Source organism: Bosea beijingensis (assembly GCF_030758975.1).
Lineage (GTDB): Bacteria > Pseudomonadota > Alphaproteobacteria > Rhizobiales > Beijerinckiaceae > Allobosea > Allobosea beijingensis.
Map to the genome: position 1 here is coordinate 1,298,581 of NZ_CP132359.1, position 19,650 is coordinate 1,318,230.

The 19,650-nt window shown below is 68.7% G+C and carries 23 protein-coding genes; 2 read left to right on the top strand and 21 right to left on the bottom strand.

Annotated features, from left to right (window positions below):
• Positions 1 to 15 precede the first annotated feature (15 nt).
• The 11 genes from Q9235_RS06350 to Q9235_RS06400 are packed head-to-tail and all read right to left on the bottom strand — an operon-like array spanning position 16 to position 8,842.
• The gene (locus tag Q9235_RS06350) at positions 16 to 3,939 is read right to left on the bottom strand and encodes a baseplate multidomain protein megatron (protein ID WP_306225977.1); all 3,924 of its coding nucleotides are present in this window, start codon (positions 3,937 to 3,939) and stop codon (positions 16 to 18) included.
• Positions 3,939 to 4,370, bottom strand: coding sequence for an NlpC/P60 family protein (locus Q9235_RS06355; RefSeq protein WP_306225978.1), 432 nt, complete (start codon positions 4,368 to 4,370; stop codon positions 3,939 to 3,941). The genes Q9235_RS06350 and Q9235_RS06355 overlap by 1 nt, the downstream gene beginning before the upstream one ends.
• Complete coding sequence (locus Q9235_RS06360) at positions 4,367 to 5,248, bottom strand: DUF2163 domain-containing protein (protein ID WP_306225979.1); 882 nt, start codon at positions 5,246 to 5,248, stop codon at positions 4,367 to 4,369. The genes Q9235_RS06355 and Q9235_RS06360 overlap by 4 nt, the downstream gene beginning before the upstream one ends.
• A 10-nt stretch (positions 5,249 to 5,258) precedes the next feature.
• Positions 5,259 to 5,897, bottom strand: a complete 639-nt coding sequence (locus tag Q9235_RS06365; protein ID WP_306225980.1) for a DUF2460 domain-containing protein — start codon at positions 5,895 to 5,897, stop codon at positions 5,259 to 5,261.
• A gap of 12 nt (positions 5,898 to 5,909) precedes the next feature.
• Positions 5,910 to 6,509 carry a phage tail tape measure protein gene (locus tag Q9235_RS06370; RefSeq protein ID WP_306225981.1) on the bottom strand — a complete coding sequence of 200 codons (600 nt, stop codon included), beginning with the start codon at positions 6,507 to 6,509 and terminating at the stop codon, positions 5,910 to 5,912.
• A 36-nt stretch (positions 6,510 to 6,545) separates the two neighbouring features.
• A complete protein-coding gene (locus Q9235_RS06375; protein ID WP_422678281.1) occupies positions 6,546 to 6,710 on the bottom strand; it encodes a phage tail assembly chaperone in 165 nt (54 codons plus the stop codon).
• A 32-nt stretch (positions 6,711 to 6,742) separates the two neighbouring features.
• On the bottom strand, positions 6,743 to 7,087 hold the full coding sequence (locus tag Q9235_RS06380; protein ID WP_306225982.1) for a gene transfer agent family protein: 345 nt from the start codon (positions 7,085 to 7,087) through the stop codon (positions 6,743 to 6,745).
• 10 nt (positions 7,088 to 7,097) lie between these two features.
• Positions 7,098 to 7,508: a phage major tail protein, TP901-1 family gene (locus Q9235_RS06385; RefSeq protein WP_306225983.1), complete on the bottom strand. Its 411-nt coding sequence runs from the start codon at positions 7,506 to 7,508 to the stop codon at positions 7,098 to 7,100.
• Between the two features lie 19 nt (positions 7,509 to 7,527).
• The gene (locus tag Q9235_RS06390) at positions 7,528 to 7,938 is read right to left on the bottom strand and encodes a DUF3168 domain-containing protein (protein ID WP_306225984.1); all 411 of its coding nucleotides are present in this window, start codon (positions 7,936 to 7,938) and stop codon (positions 7,528 to 7,530) included.
• Entirely contained in the window at positions 7,935 to 8,270 is a 336-nt protein-coding gene (locus tag Q9235_RS06395) for a phage head closure protein (protein WP_306225985.1), read from the bottom strand. The genes Q9235_RS06390 and Q9235_RS06395 overlap by 4 nt, the downstream gene beginning before the upstream one ends.
• 2 nt (positions 8,271 to 8,272) lie before the next feature.
• Positions 8,273 to 8,842 carry a head-tail connector protein gene (locus Q9235_RS06400; protein ID WP_306225986.1) on the bottom strand — a complete coding sequence of 190 codons (570 nt, stop codon included), beginning with the start codon at positions 8,840 to 8,842 and terminating at the stop codon, positions 8,273 to 8,275.
• Positions 8,843 to 8,960: 118 nt separating this feature from the next.
• Here Q9235_RS06400 and Q9235_RS06405 point away from each other — a divergent pair, with 118 nt between their 5' ends.
• Together Q9235_RS06405 and Q9235_RS06410 are read left to right on the top strand one after the other, a co-directional pair.
• On the top strand, positions 8,961 to 9,740 hold the full coding sequence (locus tag Q9235_RS06405; protein ID WP_306225987.1) for a S1 family peptidase: 780 nt from the start codon (positions 8,961 to 8,963) through the stop codon (positions 9,738 to 9,740).
• A gap of 63 nt (positions 9,741 to 9,803) precedes the next feature.
• Positions 9,804 to 10,649 carry a S1 family peptidase gene (locus Q9235_RS06410; RefSeq protein ID WP_306225988.1) on the top strand — a complete coding sequence of 282 codons (846 nt, stop codon included), beginning with the start codon at positions 9,804 to 9,806 and terminating at the stop codon, positions 10,647 to 10,649.
• Between the two features lie 6 nt (positions 10,650 to 10,655).
• On the opposite strand, the gene Q9235_RS06415 is transcribed toward Q9235_RS06410, so the two are convergent.
• From Q9235_RS06415 to Q9235_RS06460, 10 genes are all read right to left on the bottom strand, one after another.
• Complete coding sequence (locus Q9235_RS06415; RefSeq protein ID WP_306225989.1) at positions 10,656 to 11,900, bottom strand: phage major capsid protein; 1,245 nt, start codon at positions 11,898 to 11,900, stop codon at positions 10,656 to 10,658.
• Positions 11,901 to 11,922: 22 nt separating this feature from the next.
• Positions 11,923 to 12,432, bottom strand: coding sequence for an HK97 family phage prohead protease (locus Q9235_RS06420; protein ID WP_306225990.1), 510 nt, complete (start codon positions 12,430 to 12,432; stop codon positions 11,923 to 11,925).
• Positions 12,429 to 12,608 (bottom strand): hypothetical protein, encoded by a 180-nt coding sequence (locus Q9235_RS06425; protein WP_306225991.1) that lies wholly within the window; start codon positions 12,606 to 12,608, stop codon positions 12,429 to 12,431. Before Q9235_RS06425 ends, Q9235_RS06420 begins: the two co-directional genes overlap by 4 nt.
• Positions 12,605 to 12,805, bottom strand: coding sequence for a hypothetical protein (locus Q9235_RS06430; protein ID WP_306225992.1), 201 nt, complete (start codon positions 12,803 to 12,805; stop codon positions 12,605 to 12,607). The genes Q9235_RS06425 and Q9235_RS06430 overlap by 4 nt, the downstream gene beginning before the upstream one ends.
• Positions 12,802 to 13,983 (bottom strand): phage portal protein, encoded by a 1,182-nt coding sequence (locus Q9235_RS06435; protein WP_306225993.1) that lies wholly within the window; start codon positions 13,981 to 13,983, stop codon positions 12,802 to 12,804. The genes Q9235_RS06430 and Q9235_RS06435 overlap by 4 nt, the downstream gene beginning before the upstream one ends.
• A gap of 36 nt (positions 13,984 to 14,019) precedes the next feature.
• Entirely contained in the window at positions 14,020 to 15,282 is a 1,263-nt protein-coding gene (locus Q9235_RS06440; RefSeq protein ID WP_306225994.1) for a DNA-packaging protein, read from the bottom strand.
• The gene (locus tag Q9235_RS06445; RefSeq protein WP_306225995.1) at positions 15,260 to 15,661 is read right to left on the bottom strand and encodes a hypothetical protein; all 402 of its coding nucleotides are present in this window, start codon (positions 15,659 to 15,661) and stop codon (positions 15,260 to 15,262) included. The genes Q9235_RS06440 and Q9235_RS06445 overlap by 23 nt, the downstream gene beginning before the upstream one ends.
• A 159-nt stretch (positions 15,662 to 15,820) precedes the next feature.
• The gene (locus tag Q9235_RS06450) at positions 15,821 to 16,402 is read right to left on the bottom strand and encodes an LOG family protein (RefSeq protein WP_091855733.1); all 582 of its coding nucleotides are present in this window, start codon (positions 16,400 to 16,402) and stop codon (positions 15,821 to 15,823) included.
• On the bottom strand, positions 16,399 to 17,781 hold the full coding sequence (locus Q9235_RS06455; RefSeq protein ID WP_306225996.1) for a M20/M25/M40 family metallo-hydrolase: 1,383 nt from the start codon (positions 17,779 to 17,781) through the stop codon (positions 16,399 to 16,401). The genes Q9235_RS06450 and Q9235_RS06455 overlap by 4 nt, the downstream gene beginning before the upstream one ends.
• 245 nt (positions 17,782 to 18,026) lie before the next feature.
• The gene (locus tag Q9235_RS06460) at positions 18,027 to 19,568 is read right to left on the bottom strand and encodes a helicase HerA-like domain-containing protein (RefSeq protein WP_306225997.1); all 1,542 of its coding nucleotides are present in this window, start codon (positions 19,566 to 19,568) and stop codon (positions 18,027 to 18,029) included.
• Positions 19,569 to 19,650 lie beyond the last annotated feature (82 nt).

The following is a 19,650-nucleotide window of genomic DNA, read 5'->3' on the forward strand; positions in this document are numbered from 1 at the left end:
ACAAGTTACAGTAGATCAGCGCACGGGAATCCGTCCATGCCATTCGCGACCACGCCCGACCGTCGCGCTGAGCTGGTGGAGCGAGAGCCCGATTTCCCGTTGCTGCGCGCCGAAATCGGCGAGTTCCTGCGCGGCCGGATAGGTCCAGGCGGACGTGTTCACGATTTCGGTACGCAAAGGCGTCTCGCCGTCGAGAATGCCGATTTCGTAGCGCTCGCTCTCCTCTCCAAGCGGCACCTCCACCAGTTCCCAGGAATCACCGTCGATGCGTGTCCGCCTCAGCCAGTTCAAGGCAATGCCGTCCCCGGTGCGCATCGCCTTGGGCCTGACCGGAGACAGCGGAAAGAGCGCCTCGCCGCTCACTGACGTTTCGAACTCGGCCATCGTCGCATCGCCGACATCGTCGCGGGCCGGACCGACGCGATAGCGCTGCGTCCGGCCGAGATCGGCGAGATCGCTCGTCAGCGAAACGGCGGCTCCGTCCAGTACCACCACGCGAGCTCCCGCCGGCAGAAGGCGGCCTGCCGCAGCCTCGCTGCCACCGATGCCGCGAATCAGGCCGGACAAGCGGAAGCGCTGCGGCCCGATCAGCTCGACCTGCGGAGCCGTGACGATTTCGACGGTGCCGTCCGCTCCTACGAGAGCGAGCGCATTCGCGCCTGACAGCGCAGCCTCCGGAGAGACGGAAGACAGCACTCCGCCGCGAAGCCTGATTTCCAGCACGGCACGCCGGTCCGTCCGCCAGAGTGGTCCCGGCGGCAGAGCGGTCAGGGTCTCGCCAACGATCGAAGGCGCCTCGACGAAGTTGTCGAGTGCGAACAAACCGGACTCGTCGGCGCGCCAGACCGCAAGGCTGCCCGGCCAGGGAGCCGCAAACGCCGCGAGCGACAACAAGGGCGGCGGCTGCACGGTGATGATCGGCAAAGCCAGCGGCACGGCCAGCGGGCGCCCGGGCAAGGCAGGCGGGTTTCGCGGCGGGCGCGTGCCGCCGCTCGTTCCCGTCGTCACGTATATCGCCGGCTCGACGGCACGCGCGCTGACCTTCCGCGTTGGACCGTCGGCAATGCGGGTGACGCGGAACAGGCGGTTGCCGGCCTCGGTCGGGACGGACAGGACATCGCCGGGCTCGATCGCGATGCAGCGCGGCGACAGTTCGCATTCCAGGGTTTCGCGCCCGGCCCAGGCCTCCTGCAGCCGCTGATCGGCGAGGCGTCGCCCTTCGGCGGAGCGTGTCACGATCGCGGTCTCGACCGCAACCTCGCGCCGGGCCGCTCCGGCCAGCCGGCGCGAGCGCGCGGCGGCGCTGCGATAATCGGCCTCGCTGTCGCTGAAGCCGAGACGCAGTTCGAGCGGCAGCTCCGTCTCCTGGCTGCGCCGCAGCGTGAACGGCTCGCCATCGCGATCGGCAACGAGGTCGTCGGTGCCGAGAAGGCGCGAAACCTTGCCGCCCCTGCCCTCGAAACGCAGCGCGCCAGCGCTCATGACCGCATCGAAGCCGAAGCTCTGGGCCAGCGGCTCCAGCGCCTGCCTGGCCGAAAGCGGACGGTCCAGCACATAGCCGTCGACGAAACCATCGACGACGATCCGATCCGCCGGCGGCAGGCCGAATTCCGCGAGCAAGCTCTCGACGAGCCGATCGACGGGCGTGCCTTCGAGGCGGCCGTTCAGCCAGTGACCGGTTTCGAAATTCGCGCCGTCGGCCCAGATGCCGGAGAGATCCGGAAAAGCCGGGAAAGGGCGCGCATCCCAGTTCCAGACAAAAATCCTGTCGGGATCGACCATGCGGATGCCGCTGACCGGATGGACCGGATTGCGCGCGGCGTCGAAGCCTGCCCGCGCTGGATCGAAGCCGGAGACGATCGCCTCCAGCGCCCGCGCCTGCACGAGGTCGTCGCGCGCGCCGCTCGAAAACGGCGGGTAGCCGCCCTCGTCCGATTTCGGATCGGGGAACATGTTGGGCGCATTGGCGCCCTTGTCGACCGCCGGCACGCCGATCTCGGTCAGCCAGATCGGCTTGCCGCCCGGCACGAACGGGGTCGCCGTCGTCTCGATGCCGCCGGCGCGGCGGATATGGACCTGGTTCCACCAGCCCCACAGGTCCTTGGGCCGGAAGATCCACGGCTTGCCATAGGCGCCGTCCGTGATCGGCTGGCGTAGCTGCGCAGCCCGGCCGGCCTCGTCGGCATAATACCAGTCATAGGCTTCGCCGGCGGTCAGGCGCTGGCGCAGATAGGCGAGATCGGCCGGGCCGCGCGCGATCGCCGCATCGGCGTGGCTGCCGGAATCGCGCCAGTCCGACAGGGGCGGATAGAAATCGATGCCGATAGCGCCGACGGCCGGCGACGCCCAGAGCGGATCGAGCGGGAAATCGATGATGTCGCCATCGTCGCGGACATCCGCGCCGTATTCGGTCCAGTCGGCGGCATAGGTTGCCACCGTGTCCGGCAACATCGCCTTGACGTCCTCAGCAATCGCGACGAGCTGGTCGACCATCGGATAGCCGGATACGCCGCGCAGATGCGTCAGCCCGACCATCTCGGAGCCGATGACGAAACCCTCCACACCTCCGGCCGCCTGCGCCAGCGCGGCGCAATGCATCACGAGACGCCGATAGGACCATTCGTCCGGCTTGGCGCAGACGACCGATGTGCCAGCCACGGCCATGTCGGCCGGAGCGACCGCTCCCACGAAAGCTGCGACCTGCGCCGTAACCGCCGCGCTGCCTTCCGGGCTTCCCGGCTCGCCCGGTGCCGGATCGCAGGTGATGCGGCCACGCCAGGGATAGCGCGGCTGGCTCGCCGCGCCCGAGTAAGGATCCGGCAGGGCGTTTCCGGCCGGGATATCCATCATCAGGAAGGGGTAGAGCACGACCTCCAAACCATAAGCGAAGCGGAGGCGCCGGATCAGCGCGACGATGCTCTCGTCCGAGGGCGTGCCGCCGAAAGCAGGCCGCCCGTCGACCTGACTGACGACGCGGGCCGATGACCGCGTCAGCCCGGCCACCGACCATTGCGCTCCGGCCGTGGGCTTGTGCGACAGCTCGATCCGGGGCGCGACCGTGCAGGCCCCGGCGCGCAGGTCATCCCCGAACCAGGAGACGACCAGCGAGACACGGCGCAGGTTCGGGCAGAGCGCCGTGAGATAGCGCAGCGCCGTCTCGGCATCGTTCCCGCTATAGAGCTGGTGGCGCGTCAGGCTTTCGGTCACGCCGGGCTCGGGCTCATGGCTGACCGGGCGCAGGTCATAGACGAACTCGCCGGCGCCCGGCGTCAGCGCCATCGCGCGGATCATGCCACCCAGCCCGTCAACGGCGCGCACGACCTCGAAATCGAATTGCGGCACTCGGTTGCCGTAGTCCGCCAGCGGAAAGCGCTCGAACACGACATAGGCGAGCCCGCGATAGGCCGGGGCCTCACCCGCCTCCTTCGCCGCGATCAGCGGATCGGGCTCCTGCGTCTCGTAGCCGTGATGCACGCGCATCTGCACGGTCTGGACATCGAGCTCGCGCCCATCGACCCAGATCCGCCGGATGAACGCGACCGGCCCTTCGCACAGCCCGATCGCGAGGTTGGCATGGTAGCTATAGGTGGTCTCGAAGGTTTTCTTGGCGCGGCTGCCGCCCTTGCCGCCGCTCTTGGTGCGCGTGATCGAGACCGTGACCTCCTCCTCGAAACGCGTCGCCCAGATCAATTGGCCGCCAAGTCGCGCCCGGCCGTAGAGGCGCGGGATCGCGGCGCCCTCTGTCGCGGCGAGGCCGTTGACCTCCTTCAGGCGCGGACCGTCGACGATCCTGTTCCCGCCGCCGGAATTGCCGAGCCAGGCCTGATCGATGCTGGCGCCGGCAAGCCCGCCGAGCGCCTGACCGATGACGCCGCCGACCGGCCCGCCCAGAGCCGATCCGAGGGCGGCGCCGGCAACCTGCAGAAGAAGCGTCGCCATCAGTCCGTTACTCCGGGAAAGGAAAAGGCATGACTGAGATGGCGCCGCCACCAGGGCGTGAAAGCGACCTCGGCGACCGCCGCGCCGTCATGGGCATGGATGATGCTGTCCGCCGTCGCGAGGATGGCGCAGTGCTTCGCCGGCAGATGCTCCCGCCAGCGGAAGAGCAGCACGTCGCCGGCTTGCGCCTCCGACATCAGGATCGGCCGCAGATGCCGTGTGGCAGCCAGGGCGAGCGTCTCCTGCCGCAGGCTTTCGGCCCAACTCGGCGAATAGGGCGGCGGCTGTTCGGGCTCGGCCCCGCAGAGATCGCGCCAGACCCCGCGCACCAACCCGAGGCAGTCGCAGCCGATGCCGCATAACGAAGCCTGGTGATGATAGGGCGTGCCGAGCCAGAGCCGCGCGGCATCGACGATTTCCGCGCGCCTCATCGGAACAGGCTCCCGCCATCGAGTGTCCCGTCGCCGGGGCGGACGCCGCCGATGATGAAATCGCTCGTCGGCATATGCGGGAAGCCTCGGAAATTGACGCCGTTGCCGAATTTGGCGCGACAGGTCGCGAAGCTCTTGTCGCAGCCCGGCGTGACCCGGAAGCCGTCGCCCGGGGCGATCGGCGCAGCCGGCGCCTGCCAGAGCTGGAACAGCGCCTGCGCGCCTTCACCACCATGCCGCTTCACCTCGGTGGCGAAGCCGGCATTGGCGCCGCTGGTGAAGATCAATCGGCCGCCGGTAAAATGACCATCGGCATAGGAGCCCATGCCTTCGGCCGAGAGCGACAGGCGGCCATCGCTTTCGGCGACATCGGCCTCCACCGCGACGAGCGCGACGCCGCAGCGGGCATCGCCCAGATCGGCGGAGCAGGAGCGCATGTAGAGCCGGCCCCGCTCCTCGTCGAACGCCTTGGCGAAGCTGCGGATTTCGGCCGTGAAGCTCGCTGCCCCGCGCTTGATCTCGCCGACGAAACCCTCCTCGAGCAGCGTCCGCTGGCTCGGATCGACCCAGTTGACCAGCCAGACGCGGACGCGCGCATCGTCATAGAGCCCGCGCGCCAGATCGGCCTCGTTCAGGCCGAAGGCAGCGAAGGCGCCGGCGACCTCGCCGCCTCCAATGGCGAAGCCGAGCTCCGCCGCGCTTTCCGCTGCTTCGAGGCCGGTCGTCGCAGCGAAATCGATGCCATCGAAGGAGAGCTTGCGATCGTGATCCGTGAAACCGAGCATGAGCCCGTCGCGGCGCGTCAGGCTCCAGCAATGGCAGAGCGTCGTCGCAGCCGTCTCGATATGGGCGGCGAGACCGGAAGGAATGTCACGCATGGGGCAGGCCTCAGGGGATGATCTCGACCACGGGGACGCGCGGGATCTCGCCCGCCGCGAAGGCGGAGAGATCGACCTCGATCGCATCGGTGTCGAAGCGGACGGGCACGTCGAAGGCGAAGCCGGCAGTCAAGACGGCTGCCGGCGGCGGGATCGAACCGGCGGCGAAGGTCACTTGCCCGGTCGAGAGATTGCAGGAGAAGGCGCCGCTGGCCATTTCAACGCCGTCCATGGCAATCTTGACCGTGCCGTCGCAGGGCTTGGTGATCTCGCGGCTGTAGAGGGATGCGCCCGTTCCGTAGGCCTTGCAGAGCTGGAAGACGGCGGCGACGCCATCACCGACCCCGATGACCTGGTCGGTCGCGGCCGGCTGCTGCGAAGGTGGGCAGCTCTTCCAGTCGAGCTGGTCGCGCCAGCGGAACCCGTAAAGCCGTCCGCGGCGCTCCTCGAAGAAGCTCACGACCGCGGCCAGGGCGTCGAGGTTGCGGATCCCGAGCCCGGCCTCGTAGCGGCGGCGCGAATGCGCCCAGCGGCTGTTGCGCACCTCCCGCCCGGAGGCGAGCGTCACGATCTGGGTCTGGCGCTCCGGCCCGCCCCGTGCGCCCCGCGCGACATCGAGCGGAAATCGGACCTCATGGAAATCCGGCATTTCTCCCCTCCCTCAGAGCGCCCGCCGGCCACGAGCGACGGCACGCGCGATCGCGGCGGAGACCTGCGCCTCCGAGCGGCGGAAGCTGTCGGCATCGGGGGTCGAGACCTGCACGACGACGTTGAGCGGGCGCCCCTGCCCGCCACCCGCACGCACGCCGAGGCGCCCGTCCGGCCCGCGCGCGAGCGGCATGATCGCCTCGGCGCCGCGCTCGCCCATCAGGCCGAGCCCACGCCCGGTCGGGAAATACGAGGGCGAGGCGACGATGCCGCCCTCTGCGAATGGCGCGACCGGAATGCCGCCGCCACCGGAACCGCCCAGGCCGATGCCGCCGAACAAGCCGCTCAGGCTTTTCACACCCGTGCTGAGCAGGCTCGACAGGCCGGTCTGCAGCGGCTTCAGCGCGGTCTTGAGCAGGCTGTCGGTCATCGAGCGGCCGACGCTGCGCAGCACGTCCTCGAAGCGCTTGCCCTCGACGACGCCGCGCGAGAAGGCGCTGACGATCGATTTGCCGAAGCTCTCCGAGGAGCGGCTCAGCGACTGGGTCAATCGATCCATCGCCCTGAGATCCGAGAGGCGCCCTCCCGACTCGATGCCATCATCATCCGTCATGGCGATTACCTCGATCAGTTGCTTGGAATTGCGGTCTCAGGCGTCGGGAAAGGCATCCATCAATGCCGCCAGCGCCGGGCGCTCCGGTGCGGAACCACGGGACGAATCCAGATGCGCCCTCAGCGCCGCCGCGATCTCGCGCGGCGTCGCCGCCCAGAAGCGATCGGGCGGCCAGGCCAGCCGGCCGAGCCCGAAGGCCATCACCTCGTCCCAGGGAAAACCCGCCGGCGCGCCTAGGCCGGCGGCTGCGGAGGGCGGGCTGCGTCCCCACCCTCGCCGAAAGTCGCCTCGAGCAGCGTGATCGCCGCCTTGATCGCGCCGCTCAGGCCCCCATCGAAGGAGAGTTCGGCGACGTCCTCGTCACGGATCGCCCTGCCCGCGCCGCGCAGGCCGGCGGCGATGATGCGGATGATGTCGCGGGCGGAGAGCCTGCCCTCGACGAAGCGCTCGCCCAGCGCCGGCAGGCTGTCGACGGCGAAGGCGTGTTCGAGCTCGGCGAGCGCGCCCAGAGTGAGACGCATCGGCAGGGTTTCGCCGGCGACCATGAGAGCGGTCTCGCCGCGATGACGATTGACCATGATCGCCTCCTCAAAGCGCCGCGAAAGCCAGGAGCCCGGCCGATTCCAGCGAGAGGTCGAAGGTGACCTCGCCGGCATGGTCGCCGCGATATTCCAGGCCCGTAAGCTGGAACGGCCCCGAGATCGTGCCGAAATCGGGCACGACGATCTGCCAGTCGCGGATCGTGCCGTCGAAAAACGTCTGGCGGACGAGCGCGTCGGAAGCCTCGTCCTTGAAGATGCCGGCGCCGCTGATGCTGGCGCGGCGCACGCCGGCGCCCGCCAGCAATTCGCGCCAGCGCCCGGCCGATTCCGAATGCGTCACGTCGACGGTCTCGGCGTTGAATGCGATCTGTCGCGCCCTCAGGCCGGCGACCGTGACGAAGCCGCCAGCGCCATCCCCCGCCTTGAGCAGCAGGTCCTTGCCCTTCTGTGCCGCCATGCGGCTTCTCCTTTATGAGCTAGAGCGTTTCGGTGGCGGCGCGGAAGCGGATCGTCACCTGCGGCAATCCGTTGCGCGTCTCGCGGGCGAGCCGGCTCGACAGCCAGCGCAGATTGATCAGCGCGTGGCCGTCCAGGGCGAGGTCGACCTGATCCAGCGCCTCGGCGATCAGGCTGGCTGCCTCCAACGCCTGCCGTGACGAGCCGCTCTGCGCGGCCCAGACGACGAGCGCGAATTCCTGCTCGCAGCCCCGGTCGCTGCCGGTCGACCAGTCGCGCGCCTCGACCTCGCCATGGACGACATAGAGCCCGCGCGCCGCGCGCGGCGCCTCATCGAAGACGCGGCTCGGACCGATCAGCGCGGTGAGTGCCGCATCCGCAGCGAGATGCGCCTGCACGGCGGCGCGAAGGGCGAGGATGGCACCGCTCATGGCGTGACCTCCTCAACGAGGCAGATCAGCCGCCGGCGCGCACCATCGGGGTCGGCCGCAGAGCGGATATCGAACAGGCGATCGCCGTCGCGCAGGCGCCGGCCAGCATCGACATCCCCGCGCCAGCGCATGGTGATCCGGTAGTTGCGCGACTGTTCCGGCCGGCCCTGACGCCAGGCTTCGGCACCTGAAATCCATTCGATCTGTCCCCAGAGCGATGCCACAGTCTCGAAAACCTGCGTCGCACCGCCGAGTCCGTCCGGCGTGGCCACCGGCGCCTCCAGCACGAGCCGCCGCCGCATCCGGCCTATGGCGGAAGGTTCCGCGGTCATGCTCAGAGCCTCCCGCGGCGAAACGGCGCGACCAGCGCCGCGATGGCGGCGGGCAGCGCCTGAGCATCGCGCCCCGCGACATCGCCGCGCTGCTCGAACCAGCGGGCCGCGAGACGCAGTACCGCCTGCCGCAGCGGCGCCGGAGTGGCCGCAGCCGTCGCTCCGTAACCCGCTGCGATATCGATTTCGATCGCACCATGGGCGCGGCCGATCTCGGGCACTTCACCCGTCAGGCGAATGACCGGCGGATCGGCGGCCTTGTCCAGGGTCAGCGACGCCACCGCAACGGCCTGGGCCGCCCCGAGCACGTCATAGACACGCGCGGCTTCGATCCGCAGCAGGGGCGAAAGCGGCAGCCGGATCTCGCCGCCCGCCGGCCAACGATCGAGCACGATGCGCCAGGGCTGCTCGATCAGGCAGCGGCCCGATGCCGCCTCGATCATCAGCCGGGCGGCCGTGATCAGGGTCGCGAGCAAGGCATCCTCGTCGGTCTGGTCGAGGCGCAGGAACTGGCGGGCTTCGGTGAGCGTGACCGGCTCCATTGCCGGCGGGCCCAGGGCAAGCGGCGTCATGAGCGCTCCCTTCATTCATTCGATTTGCTCGGGTTTCGACCGCGAAGCCGCTGCCGAAAAAGGGTTCATCTGCGGCGCCGGGCGCGCTATTGAGCGCCCTCTCGGAGAGGAGCACCCGATGCCTGTCGCCAACCGGATCGCCGCCATCGGCCTCGCCTGCATCCTTGCTGGAAGCCTCGGAGGCCAATCGGCGCAGGCCGTCGTGGCCGGGCAGGACGGTGGACCGTCAGCCGGCTCGACCCTGATGGTGCTCAACGCCCGCGGCGGTGTCTGCACCGGCATCGTCCTGTCGGCCCGCGCCATCCTGACCGCCGCGCATTGCGCGGCGGGTGGCGCGGAATTGCGCGTTCACTGGCGCGAGGGCGGAGAGCCGGTCCTCATCGCGCCGGCCTCTGTCGCGCTGCATCCGGAATTCGATGCCGGCGCGATCCGCAGCCGCCGCCGCACGATCGACCTCGCCTTGATCCGTCTTGCCGAGCCCCTCCCCGGCCGCTTCAGCGCTGCGGGCCTCGTCGACGGTTCGCTGCCACGCGCCGGCAGCAGCATCACGCTCGCCGGCTACGGCGTCTCCCGCGAGGGCGAGGCCCGCAGCACGGGTACCTATCGTTCGGCGACGCTGATCACGGTCGAGCCTTATGGACCCGGCCGCATCCTGCTCTGGGCGGCCGACGGTGCCGGTGGCGGCAAGCGGCCCGGCGCCGGCGCCTGCCAGGGCGATTCCGGCGGGCCGATCTTCGGCGATGACGGCATCGTCGCGGTCACAAGCTGGTCGACGGGGCCGGCCGGGCGCCAATGCGGGCTGCTGAGCCAGGGCGTGCTGGTCGCGCCGCAGCGCGGCTGGATCGATTCCACCCTGTCGAAATGGGGCGAGAGCGCCCGCTGGATGCGCGGCCGCTGACGGAAAGGCTGGACTGTGGCGCGCCACTCCCTAGATTGGTCTGCCGGTCCATTGGTTCGTTTCATGATCTCTCGCTCATCGCTCGCCCTCGCCTGTTTCCTGACCGTCGGCGCAGCTCATCCAGCGCTGGCCGTGGTCGGCGGCGTCGATTCGCGCGATACATACGGCGCCCGCGCCTCGACGGTCCGGGTCGAGACGAGCCGCGGCGAACTCTGCTCGGGCGCCGTCATTGCCCCCGAGATCGTTCTCACCGCGGCGCATTGCCTGATGGGCGGCGGCTCGATCAGCGTCGTCAGCCTGGATACCCGCTTCCGGGCGCGCCGGCAGATGGTCGCCGCGGTGCTGCCGCATCCGAGCTTCGTGCCGGGAACGACGCCGCGCACCCAGCCCGGCACGGATCTCGCGCTGCTGCGCCTGGCACAACCGCTTCCGCGCGACATCGAACCGCTGACGCTCGGCAGCGGCCTCTGGCAGGGCGAGACCATTACCATGGCCGGCTACGGGCTGTCGGCAGAGAACAACAAGCGCACGGCCCGGCGCCTGCGCGAGACGCAACTGGTCAACGCCGGCAACTACACCACCCAGAACACGGTCAAGGTCGCAGTCGATGCCGAGCATCGCGGCGAAACACCCGGAGCCGGCGCCTGCCGCGGCGATTCCGGCGGGCCTGTGCTGCGTGGCGACGGCGCCCGCTCGCGCGATCTCGTCGGGATCGTCAGTTGGTCCAGCGGTCCCCTGAAGACGCAGGCGAAGCGTATCTGCGGCGGGTTCACCGCGATCACGCCGGTCAGCGACTATCGCAACTGGATCACCGAAGGCAGCGCGCGGCTGCGCGCGCTCGGCAGCGCAGCGCCGCCGGAGCAGGCGGCAGAACCGCGCGCCGCCTTCAGTTGGTGGTTCTCGCGCTGACTGGATTTACACCGCGAATTTCAGTCCCTTGATCGCGGCGAAGTCCTGGATACCGCCGCCGACGCGCTTGGTCGTGTAGAACAGCACATAGGGCTTGGCGGAGTAGGGATCGCGCAGGATGCGCACGCCGGCCCGGTCGACGACGAGGTAGCCGCGCCGGAAGTCGCCGAAGGCGATCGAGACCGCATTGTTGGCGACGTTCGGCATATCCTCCGCCTCGACAAGCGGGAAGCCGAGCAAGGTCGCCGGCGCGCCGGCCGAGGCCGGAGGCTGCCAGAGATAGTTGCCGGTCGAGTCCTTGAACTTGCGGACGGTTCCCTGCGTCTTCCGGTTCATCACGAAGGAAGCGTTCTGGCGGAAGCCTGCCTTCAGCGCATAGACGAGATCGACGAGCACGTCGGAAGGGTTCGAGGCCGGAAAGGCACCAGCGACGCCGGTGTTGAGCACGCCGATATTGCCCCAGCTCCAGCTCGCCTCGGCGACCGTCGGATAGGCCAGGAAGCCCTTCGGCTTGTCGACGCCGTCACCGTTGACGAAGGCGGCGCCCTCCTGCTCGGCGAAAGCGCTCTCGACCTCCTCGGCGATCCACTGGTCGATATCGACGATGGCGTCGTCGAGCAGGGTCTGGGTCGCCGCCGGCATGGCGTAGAGCTCCATGGCCGGGAAGGAAAGTTCGGCCAGGGTCGGTGAAGCGCCCTGCGGCCGCGCCGCGGTCTCGGCCACCCAGCCGGAAGCCGGACCAGTGGTCGAAAACGCCTTCTTGTAGGTGCCGGACGAGATCGTGCGCACCGTGGCAAGCGAGCGGATCGGCGAAACGTTCGCCAGGCGGCGCAGAATCTCGCCCTCGACGGTCGCCGGCGCGAGATAGCCGCCATCCGGTCCGGAGCCGGCGGAGAGCGCCTTGGCCTCCAGCCGCTTCAGCCCTCCGGCCTCACCGGCGCGGACGTAAGCTCCGAAGGCGGCCTTGTGCTCGGCGGTCAGCGGATCGCGCGGGCCGTCCTGGCCGAGTGCCGGGCGGCCGCGCTCCAGCGTCAGCCGGTCGATGCGGCGCATGGTGTCGTCGAGCGCCGCGTCCATGCGGACGAGCTTCTCCTCGGTCAGCGGGTCGACATTCTGGCGCGCCTCGAGCCCGGCGAGGCGCTCCTCATTGGTGGCGCGGTAATTCTCCAACGTGTAGCGCAGGTCCTCGAAAGCCAGCGCGAGATCGCCGCCGGCGGCCTTGGTCTCGGGCGCGGTGTTGAGATGGCTCATGGTCTCTCCTCGGGGTGATGGCTCAGATGAAGGCGGAAGGCCGGGTCGCCTTCACGGCGGCGATCCGGGCCTGGGGCAGCATCGGGAAGGTCACGACCGACACCTCCCAGAGATCGATGCGTTCGAGCCTGCGCAGACCGGTTCGCGGTTCGGTGCGGGCCTTCTCGTGGCGAAAGCCGATCGAGAGCCCGTCGATCGCGCCGTCCAGCATCAGCGCATGGATCTCGCGGGCGCGGGCGACGGCGAGCGACAACCGACCACGCACGAACAGGCCGCGGCTATCCTCGATCAGGCTCGACCAGCGGCCGATCGGCTCGGCCGGATCATGCTGCCACAGCATTTTAACGCCAGTCGGCCCGCGCCGTTGCAGGCTCTCTCGGAAGGCGCCTGGCTCCACGATATCCTTGCCGAGATCGGGGATGCGGAAGAGGCTGGCATAGCCTTCGAAGATACCGTCCAGCCCGATCCGGGCTGGCTGTAGCGGCAGCAATTTGGATTCGAGCGAGGCACGGACCGGACTGCGCGGCATCATTGCTCGCCCTCCGCGCCGTCCCGGCCACCCTTCGTCCGCCCGGTCTCGAGCTTGGCGAGCTGGCTGACGAAGCGGCTGAAGGTCTCGACAGGCGCGCCATTGCGCGATGCCCTCCCCGCGCGGGCAGGCGCGGGAGCCTTGGGCGGCGGCTTGGCCGCGCCGTTTCTGCCTTTCATGGAGTATCCCCCTCCTGGCGTGCGTTGAAGCGGTTGAGCTCGCGGACGAAATCGTCGAAGCGGCGATTGGCGGCGGTCAGCTCGCGCAGGACGAGCCAGGCCAGCCCCGAGGCGCTCGCCGCCCAGAGCAGCAGGCCGAGATGGCCGACATCGGCACGGCCGACGAAGGCCGCGACGATCTGTTCGAGCATGTTCATGAGGCCTCCTTCCCGGAGGCGCGCCGGCCATAGCCGACGGCCTCGCGCTTCTCGTCCTCGTCGAGGAAGGTCGCGGCGCCGAGCCGGCGCCAGAGCGATTCCCGCTCCTCCGCCAGCGCCTCGATGGCGTCGAGATCGGGCTCCAGCACGAGCTCGTCGCCGAAGGCCGGGCCAAGCCACTGCGCCAGCGACTGTGCCGTTCGACGCACCAGCGGAATGACGGTCTGGCGCCAGAGGGCGCGGTTGGCCTCGGCGAAATTGGCACGGGTGTTGTCGCCGGGCAGGCCGAGCAGCAGCGGCGGCACGCCGAAGGCGAGAGCGATCTCACGGGCCGCGACGCCCTTGGCGGCAACGAAATCCAGCTCGGCCGGCGTCAGCGAAAGCGGCTTCCAGTCCAGACCGCCTTCGAGGAGCAGCGGGCGGCCGGCATTGCGGGCACCCTGGAAGGAATCCTCCAGCTCCTGCTTGAGGCGGTCGAACTGGGCCTCGGTCAGCGTCGCGCCTTCCGGTCCGTCATAGACCAGGGCGCCGGACGGGCGCGCCGCATTGTCGAGCAGGGCCTTGTGCCAGCTCCCGGCTGCATTGTGGATGTCGAGCGAGACCGCCGCCGCCTCGATCGGCGACAGGCCGTAATGATCATCGACGGGGTGGAACAGCGTCAGGTGCAGGATCGGCGGCAAGCCGCCCTCATCCTGCCGGAAGCGCACCGTGTCGCCGCCGACCGTGTAGTCATAGGCCTCCGGCCAGCCGTCGCGACCGGGCACGACGCGCATCCGGTCGGGCCGCAGCGCATAGAGTTCGCGCGGCTCGCGACCGGTGCCGACCGCTTCTACATAGGCATTGCCGGCGACGAGCAGGTGCCCGACCAGCATCTCGCGGAAGGCAATGCCGCCCTGGCGCGGATTGGGCCGCTCGATCAGGGCGAGCGCGGGATGCTCCGGCACCTCGCGCGAACCGATCTTGGCGACGAGCGGCGTCTGCGCCGCCGCCTCCGCGATCAGGCGGATGCAGCGATGCACGACCGGATTGCGCTCATAGCCCTCCCGCGAGAGCGCGACATAGTCGCGCGGCGTCCAGACGGCGCGCCCCGCCTCGTGCAACGCGATCAGCGGCCCGACGCGCGAGCGCTTCTGGCCCGGCGCGGCTCGGCCGCGCAGGCTGCGAAGAAAATCGAACATGGATGTCTCGCTGTTTGAGCGTGAAAGAAGCGAGGGCTAGATGCCCCGCACCCGCGGCCGGGCCTTCGGCGCCAGCATCAGATGGGTCAGCGCCCAGACGAGCGCGTCGAGCCGGTCCGGCGAGCGACCGGTTTCGAGGCCACGCGGCCCGAAAGCGCACATCTCGTCCTCAAGTTCGGGAAAGACCCCGGCATGGCGCACCCGCGCCTGCGCATAGAGCGCGGCGACCGGCTCGGCGCGGAGGTATTTGCCGCGCGTCGCCCGCACCGAAATCACCGGCACGCCGGCATCGACTTCGCGGATGATACTTTCGACCATCTCGCCGCCCTGGTTGACCTCGACGACCAGCGCATCGGCCTCGTGGCGACGATAGAGCGCGACCGCCCTCTCCGCCCATTCCTGCGGCCGCGCGCCGGCCAGCGTCGCATCCTCCAGCACATGGCCGGTGCCGCTATGATCGACGCCGGCGACGACGAGCCCGCATCGGTCGGCCCGCTGCGAGGAGGTGGCGGGCGGGTCGACCGCGACCACGATGCGGGCCAGCGCAGGCTTCTCGCGCTCGCGGGCTGCCTCGATCATCGCCCGCGTCCAGAGCGCGTCCGGGCTCTCCTCGACGATCTCGCCGTCGAGTTCCTGCCGGCCGAGCCGCGTGCCGCCATAGGTCTGCGTGACCGTGCGGACGAATTCGGCGGCGAGGTTGTAGCGGTTGTCCTGTGTCCGCGCCCGGCTCACCGCGACATGCGGCTCGACCAGCAGGCGCTTCACCAAGGGCAGCGGGCGCGGCGTCGTCGTCACGATCTGGCGCGGATGATCGCCAAGGCGCAGGCCGAATTGCAGCATATCCCAGCACTCCCTAAGATTCGGCCATTTCGCCAGTTCGTCTGACCAGGCGGCGCCGAATTGCGGGCCACGCAATGCTTCCGGATCTTCTGCCGTGAAGACCTGCGCGATCGCACCGGTCGACCACTGCAGGCGACGCAGCGATGGCTGCCAGGTCGGCCGCTCCCAGCGGGCATGGATCGAGAGGAGCCCGGAGACGCCCTCGATCATCACGTCGCGCACTTGTGCCTGGGTCTCGCCGACAAGAGCGATCCGTTCGGTCGGCCTCTCCGCGAAGGGCGGATGGCCCAGCGCCATGCCCTTGACCCATTCGGCCCCGGTGCGGGTCTTGCCGGTGCCGCGACCGCCCAGCACCAGCCAGATCGGCTTCAGCGGTTCGGGTGGCAGTTGATCGGGCCGCGCCCAGATGTCCCAGGTACTGCGGATGAGTTCGACCTCATCCGCTGTCGCCGTCGGCATCAGCTTCCTGAGAATTCTCACCCGCATCCTGAGCGGCCAGCGCTTCAAGACGTCGAGCAAGATCCTGACGGAGCTGTGCGACATGTCGCAGATCGTCGGCAGCGGAAGGGTCATCCGTACGTTTGTCCTTCCTCGTAGCCGGGGGCTCCTCGATCGCGACCAGTTCCCGGACGGTGCGTGCGAGCACGGCGAGTGCCTTGGCGTCGGCCTCGCTGGCGGTCGTGCCCTTCGGCAGGTCGGCGAGATGCTCCTCATGCGTGTCGATCTGGCGCTTGGCGGCACGCCAGAGCTGGCCCACCACCGTCTTGCGCGAGATCGCCTTCCGTTTCGACTTCGGCCCGGCGGCCGGCTGCGGCGTTGCGGTTTCCTCTTCGGCCATCGCGTCCTTCCCGATGACGGGCACGAAAAAGCCGCCGGCTGGAGAGCGCGGCGGCTTCGTTCGGGCAGATTTCGTGAGCGTTCCTGATCTCTACCGGATCAGCGTCACGATGTCAAGGACAATATTCCTACAATTCTGAGATGCATCGACCAGGAGGCGTCAGGCCTGTTCCTTCTCGATCCATTTATAGGTCGCGGCCGGGACATAATTCTGCATCCGGTCGAGCAGCGTCGCCGGCTCGGTATCGGTCATCGCCATCGCCCGGTGGTTCTGCTTCAGGAAACCGGCCTCGACGGTGCGGTCGAGGAAAGTCGCCAGCGGATCGTAGAAGCCGGCGACATTGAGCAGGCCGAGCGGCTTGGCATGGATGCCGAGCTGACCCCAGGTCCAGATCTCGAATAATTCCTCGAAGGTGCCGATGCCGCCGGGCATGGCGATGAAGCCGTCCGAAAGCTCGGCCATGCGCGCCTTGCGGGTGTGCATGGTGTCGACGACCTCGAGCCGGGTCAGCCCGACATGGCCGACCTCCTTGTCCTTCAGCGCCTGCGGGATGACGCCGTGGACCTGACCGCCGGCCTCCATCGCCGCATTGGCGACGATGCCCATCAGGCCGACCGCGCCGCCGCCATAGACCAGAGTCAAGCCACGCCGGGCGATCTCGGCGCCCATGGCACGGGCGCCCGCCGCGTAGACGGGGTCATTGCCCGGGTTCGAGCCGCAGAAGACGCAGACCGATCTCATGACCCGAGGGCCTGCAGGATACGGGCCCAGGAGCGCTGGCCCTTGTGGAAGGAGGACAGGTCGTATTTCTCGTTGGGCGAATGGACCCGGTCGTCGTCGAGGCCGAAGCCGACAAAGAGCGTGTCGATGCCGAGCGTGCGCTTGAAATCGCCGCCGACGGGGATCGAACCGCCACTGCCGATCGAGACGACACGGCCGCCCCATTCATCGGCGAGCGCGACGCGCGCCTTCTGGAGTACCGGCGAGTCCACAGGAACCGCCAAAGCCGGCGAGCCGGAGTGGCTGATGAACTCGGCCGTCACGTCGTCGGGCAGGCGCTCGCGGATGAACTGATGGAAGGCGGCGGCGATCTTGGCCGGGTCCTGGTCGCCGACGAGGCGGAAGGAGACCTTGGCCGAGGCCTTGCCCGGAATGACCGTCTTGCTGCCCTCGCCGGTATAACCGCCCCAGATGCCGTTGACGTCGCAGGTCGGGCGCGACTGGATCTGCTCGATCAGCATCCGGCCCTTCTCGCCGACGGAATGCTTCAAGCCCACCTGGCCGAGGAATTCCTTCTCGGTCAGGTTGAGGTCGGCCCATTCCGCCTTCTGGGCGTTGGTCGGCTCATGCACGCCCTCGTAAAACCCGGGGACGGTGATGCGGCCGGTCTCGTCGTGGATCTCGCCGAGTATGCGCGCAAGGAGATGGATCGGGTTCGCAGCGGCGCCGCCGAACAGGCCGGAATGCAGATCGCGATCGGCAGCCGTCAGCGTGACCTCCTGATAGACCATGCCGCGCAAAGTCGAGGTGATGAGCGGGGTTTCGCGGTCCCACATGCCGGTGTCGCAGACAAGCGCGTAATCCGCCTTCAGCTCGGCGGCATTGGCCTTGATATAGCCGGGCAGGTTGACGGAGCCGGATTCCTCCTCGCCCTCGACCAGGATGGTCAGGCCGATCGGCAGATCGCCGGTCTCGGCCAGCGTCGCGCGCACGGCCTCGATGAAGGTCATCACCTGGCCCTTGTCGTCGCAAGCGCCCCGCGCCGAGATGATCTTGCGGCCGGGCTCCAGCTCGCGGACGACCGGCTTGAACGGATCGGTGTCCCAGAGGCTGACGGGGTCGACCGGCTGGACGTCGTAATGGCCGTAGAACAGCGCATGCGGCGCGCCGGGCTTGGGGCGATGGGCGAGGACGACAGGGTGCCCGCCGGTCTCGCGCAGCTCCGCTTTGAAGCCTAGCGCTTCGAGATCGGCCCGCAGCCATTCGGCGGCGGCGCGCGTCTGCGCATTGAAGGCCGGATCGGTGCCGATCGAGGGGATTTCAAGCCAGGTCGAGAGACGATCGAGCGAGGCGTCGAGCCCGTCGTCGAGGCGGGCGAGAATGGCGGGGAGCTTGGTCATGGCAGCCATCGGATGCGATTCAGATGACGCCATCATGGCAAGCCCCGCCGCAGGCGTCAGCCTCTATTCGCGCATGACGGGCAGGCTCGCTCCTATCGATCACCTACAGTTGCCAATCGTTCGCAACTAAATTGACAGGCCCGCCGCAAGCCAACACCCCTTACTGCAACAAAGTAGTATCGGCGCGACGATGATGCCGCATAACCTCTACCTGCATTCCGGCATCGTGCTAACCCCTCCGAGCCTCAGCGCTTCCCAGACATCGACCCCAGAATCCCGCGCAGGATCGCCGTGCCGACCTGCCGGCCGATCGAGGTCGCGGCCGAGCGGGCGGCCGAGGTGATGATCTTCTCGGCCATGCTCTGCGGCAGCGGGCCGCCGCGCGAACCCGGCCCGGTCTTCGGGCGCTGCTGGGGCGCGCCGCCGCCGAGCCAGCCGCCGATCGTGTCGAGGATGCCGCCGCCTCCGCCATCCGCCGAGGCCTCGACCGGCGAGCCGTTCGGATTGAGGTTCTTGCGCTGCATCAGCACTTCGTAGGCCGACTCGCGGTCGACCATGGTTTCGTACTTGCCCTTCTCGGGCGAGGCGTTGATCGCCTGCTGGCGCTGCTGCGGCGAGCAGGGGCCGACCTGCGCCATCGGCGGCGCGATCAGCGCGCGCTCGACCATCTCCGGCGAGCCCTTGCCTTCGAGCATCGAGATCAGCGCCTCGCCGACGGCGAGCTGGCTGATCGCCTCCTCGGTGTTGATCTTCGGGTTCTGACGGAAGGTCTCGGCAGCGGCGCGCACCGCCTTCTGGTCGCGCGGGGTGAAGGCGCGCAGCGCGTGCTGGACGCGGTTGCCGAGCTGGGCCAGCACCGTATCGGGGATATCGAGCGGGTTCTGCGTGACGAAATAGACGCCGACGCCCTTGGAGCGGATCAGGCGCACGACCTGCTCGACCGCGGTCAGCAGGGCCTTCGGCGCGCCGTTGAACAGAAGATGCGCCTCGTCGAAGAAGAAGACGAGCTTCGGCTTGTCGAGATCACCGACCTCCGGGAGCTGCTCGAACAGCTCCGAGAGCAGCCAGAGCAGGAAGGTCGCGTAGAGCCGCGGATTGTTCATCAGCTTGTCGGCGGCGAGGATGTTGACGATGCCGCGGCCGTCGCGATCCGTCTTCATCAGGTCGTTGATGTCGAGCGCCGGCTCGCCGAAGAAGAGATCGCCCTTCTGGTTCTCCAGCACGAGCAAGGCGCGCTGGATGGTACCGACGGTCGCCGAGGTGACATTGCCGTATTTGGTGGTCAGTTCCTGCGCGTTCTCGGCGATGAAGGTCAGGATCGCGCGCAGGTCCTTGAGGTCGAGCAGCAGCAGCTTCTGCTCGTCGGCGATGCGGAAGGCGATGTTGAGCACGCCTTCCTGCGTGTCGTTGAGATCGAGCAGGCGCGCCAGCAGCAGCGGGCCCATCTCGGAGATGGTGGCGCGGACCGGATGGCCCTGCTCGCCGAACACGTCCCAGAAGACGGTGGAGAACTGGTCCGGCTCGTATTTAAGGCCGAGCTCCTTGGCCCGGTTGACGAAGGGCGGCTTGGAATCGCCGGGCGCGACGATGCCGGACAGATCGCCCTTGATGTCGGCAGCGAAGACCGGGACGCCGTTGCGGGCGAAGCCTTCGGCCATGACTTGGAGCGTCACGGTCTTGCCGGTACCGGTCGCGCCGGTCACCAGCCCATGGCGATTGGCGAGCTTGAGCAGGAGGTTTTCAGGCTTGCCGCTCTTGCCGATCAGAATCGCGCCGTCATTCGCCATCGAGTTCGCCCATCCGGTTTTCAAATCGGTTCCGCAAGGATGTAACCAAACGACGCAGAAGGCGGAAGCCCAGGGCCGTTGG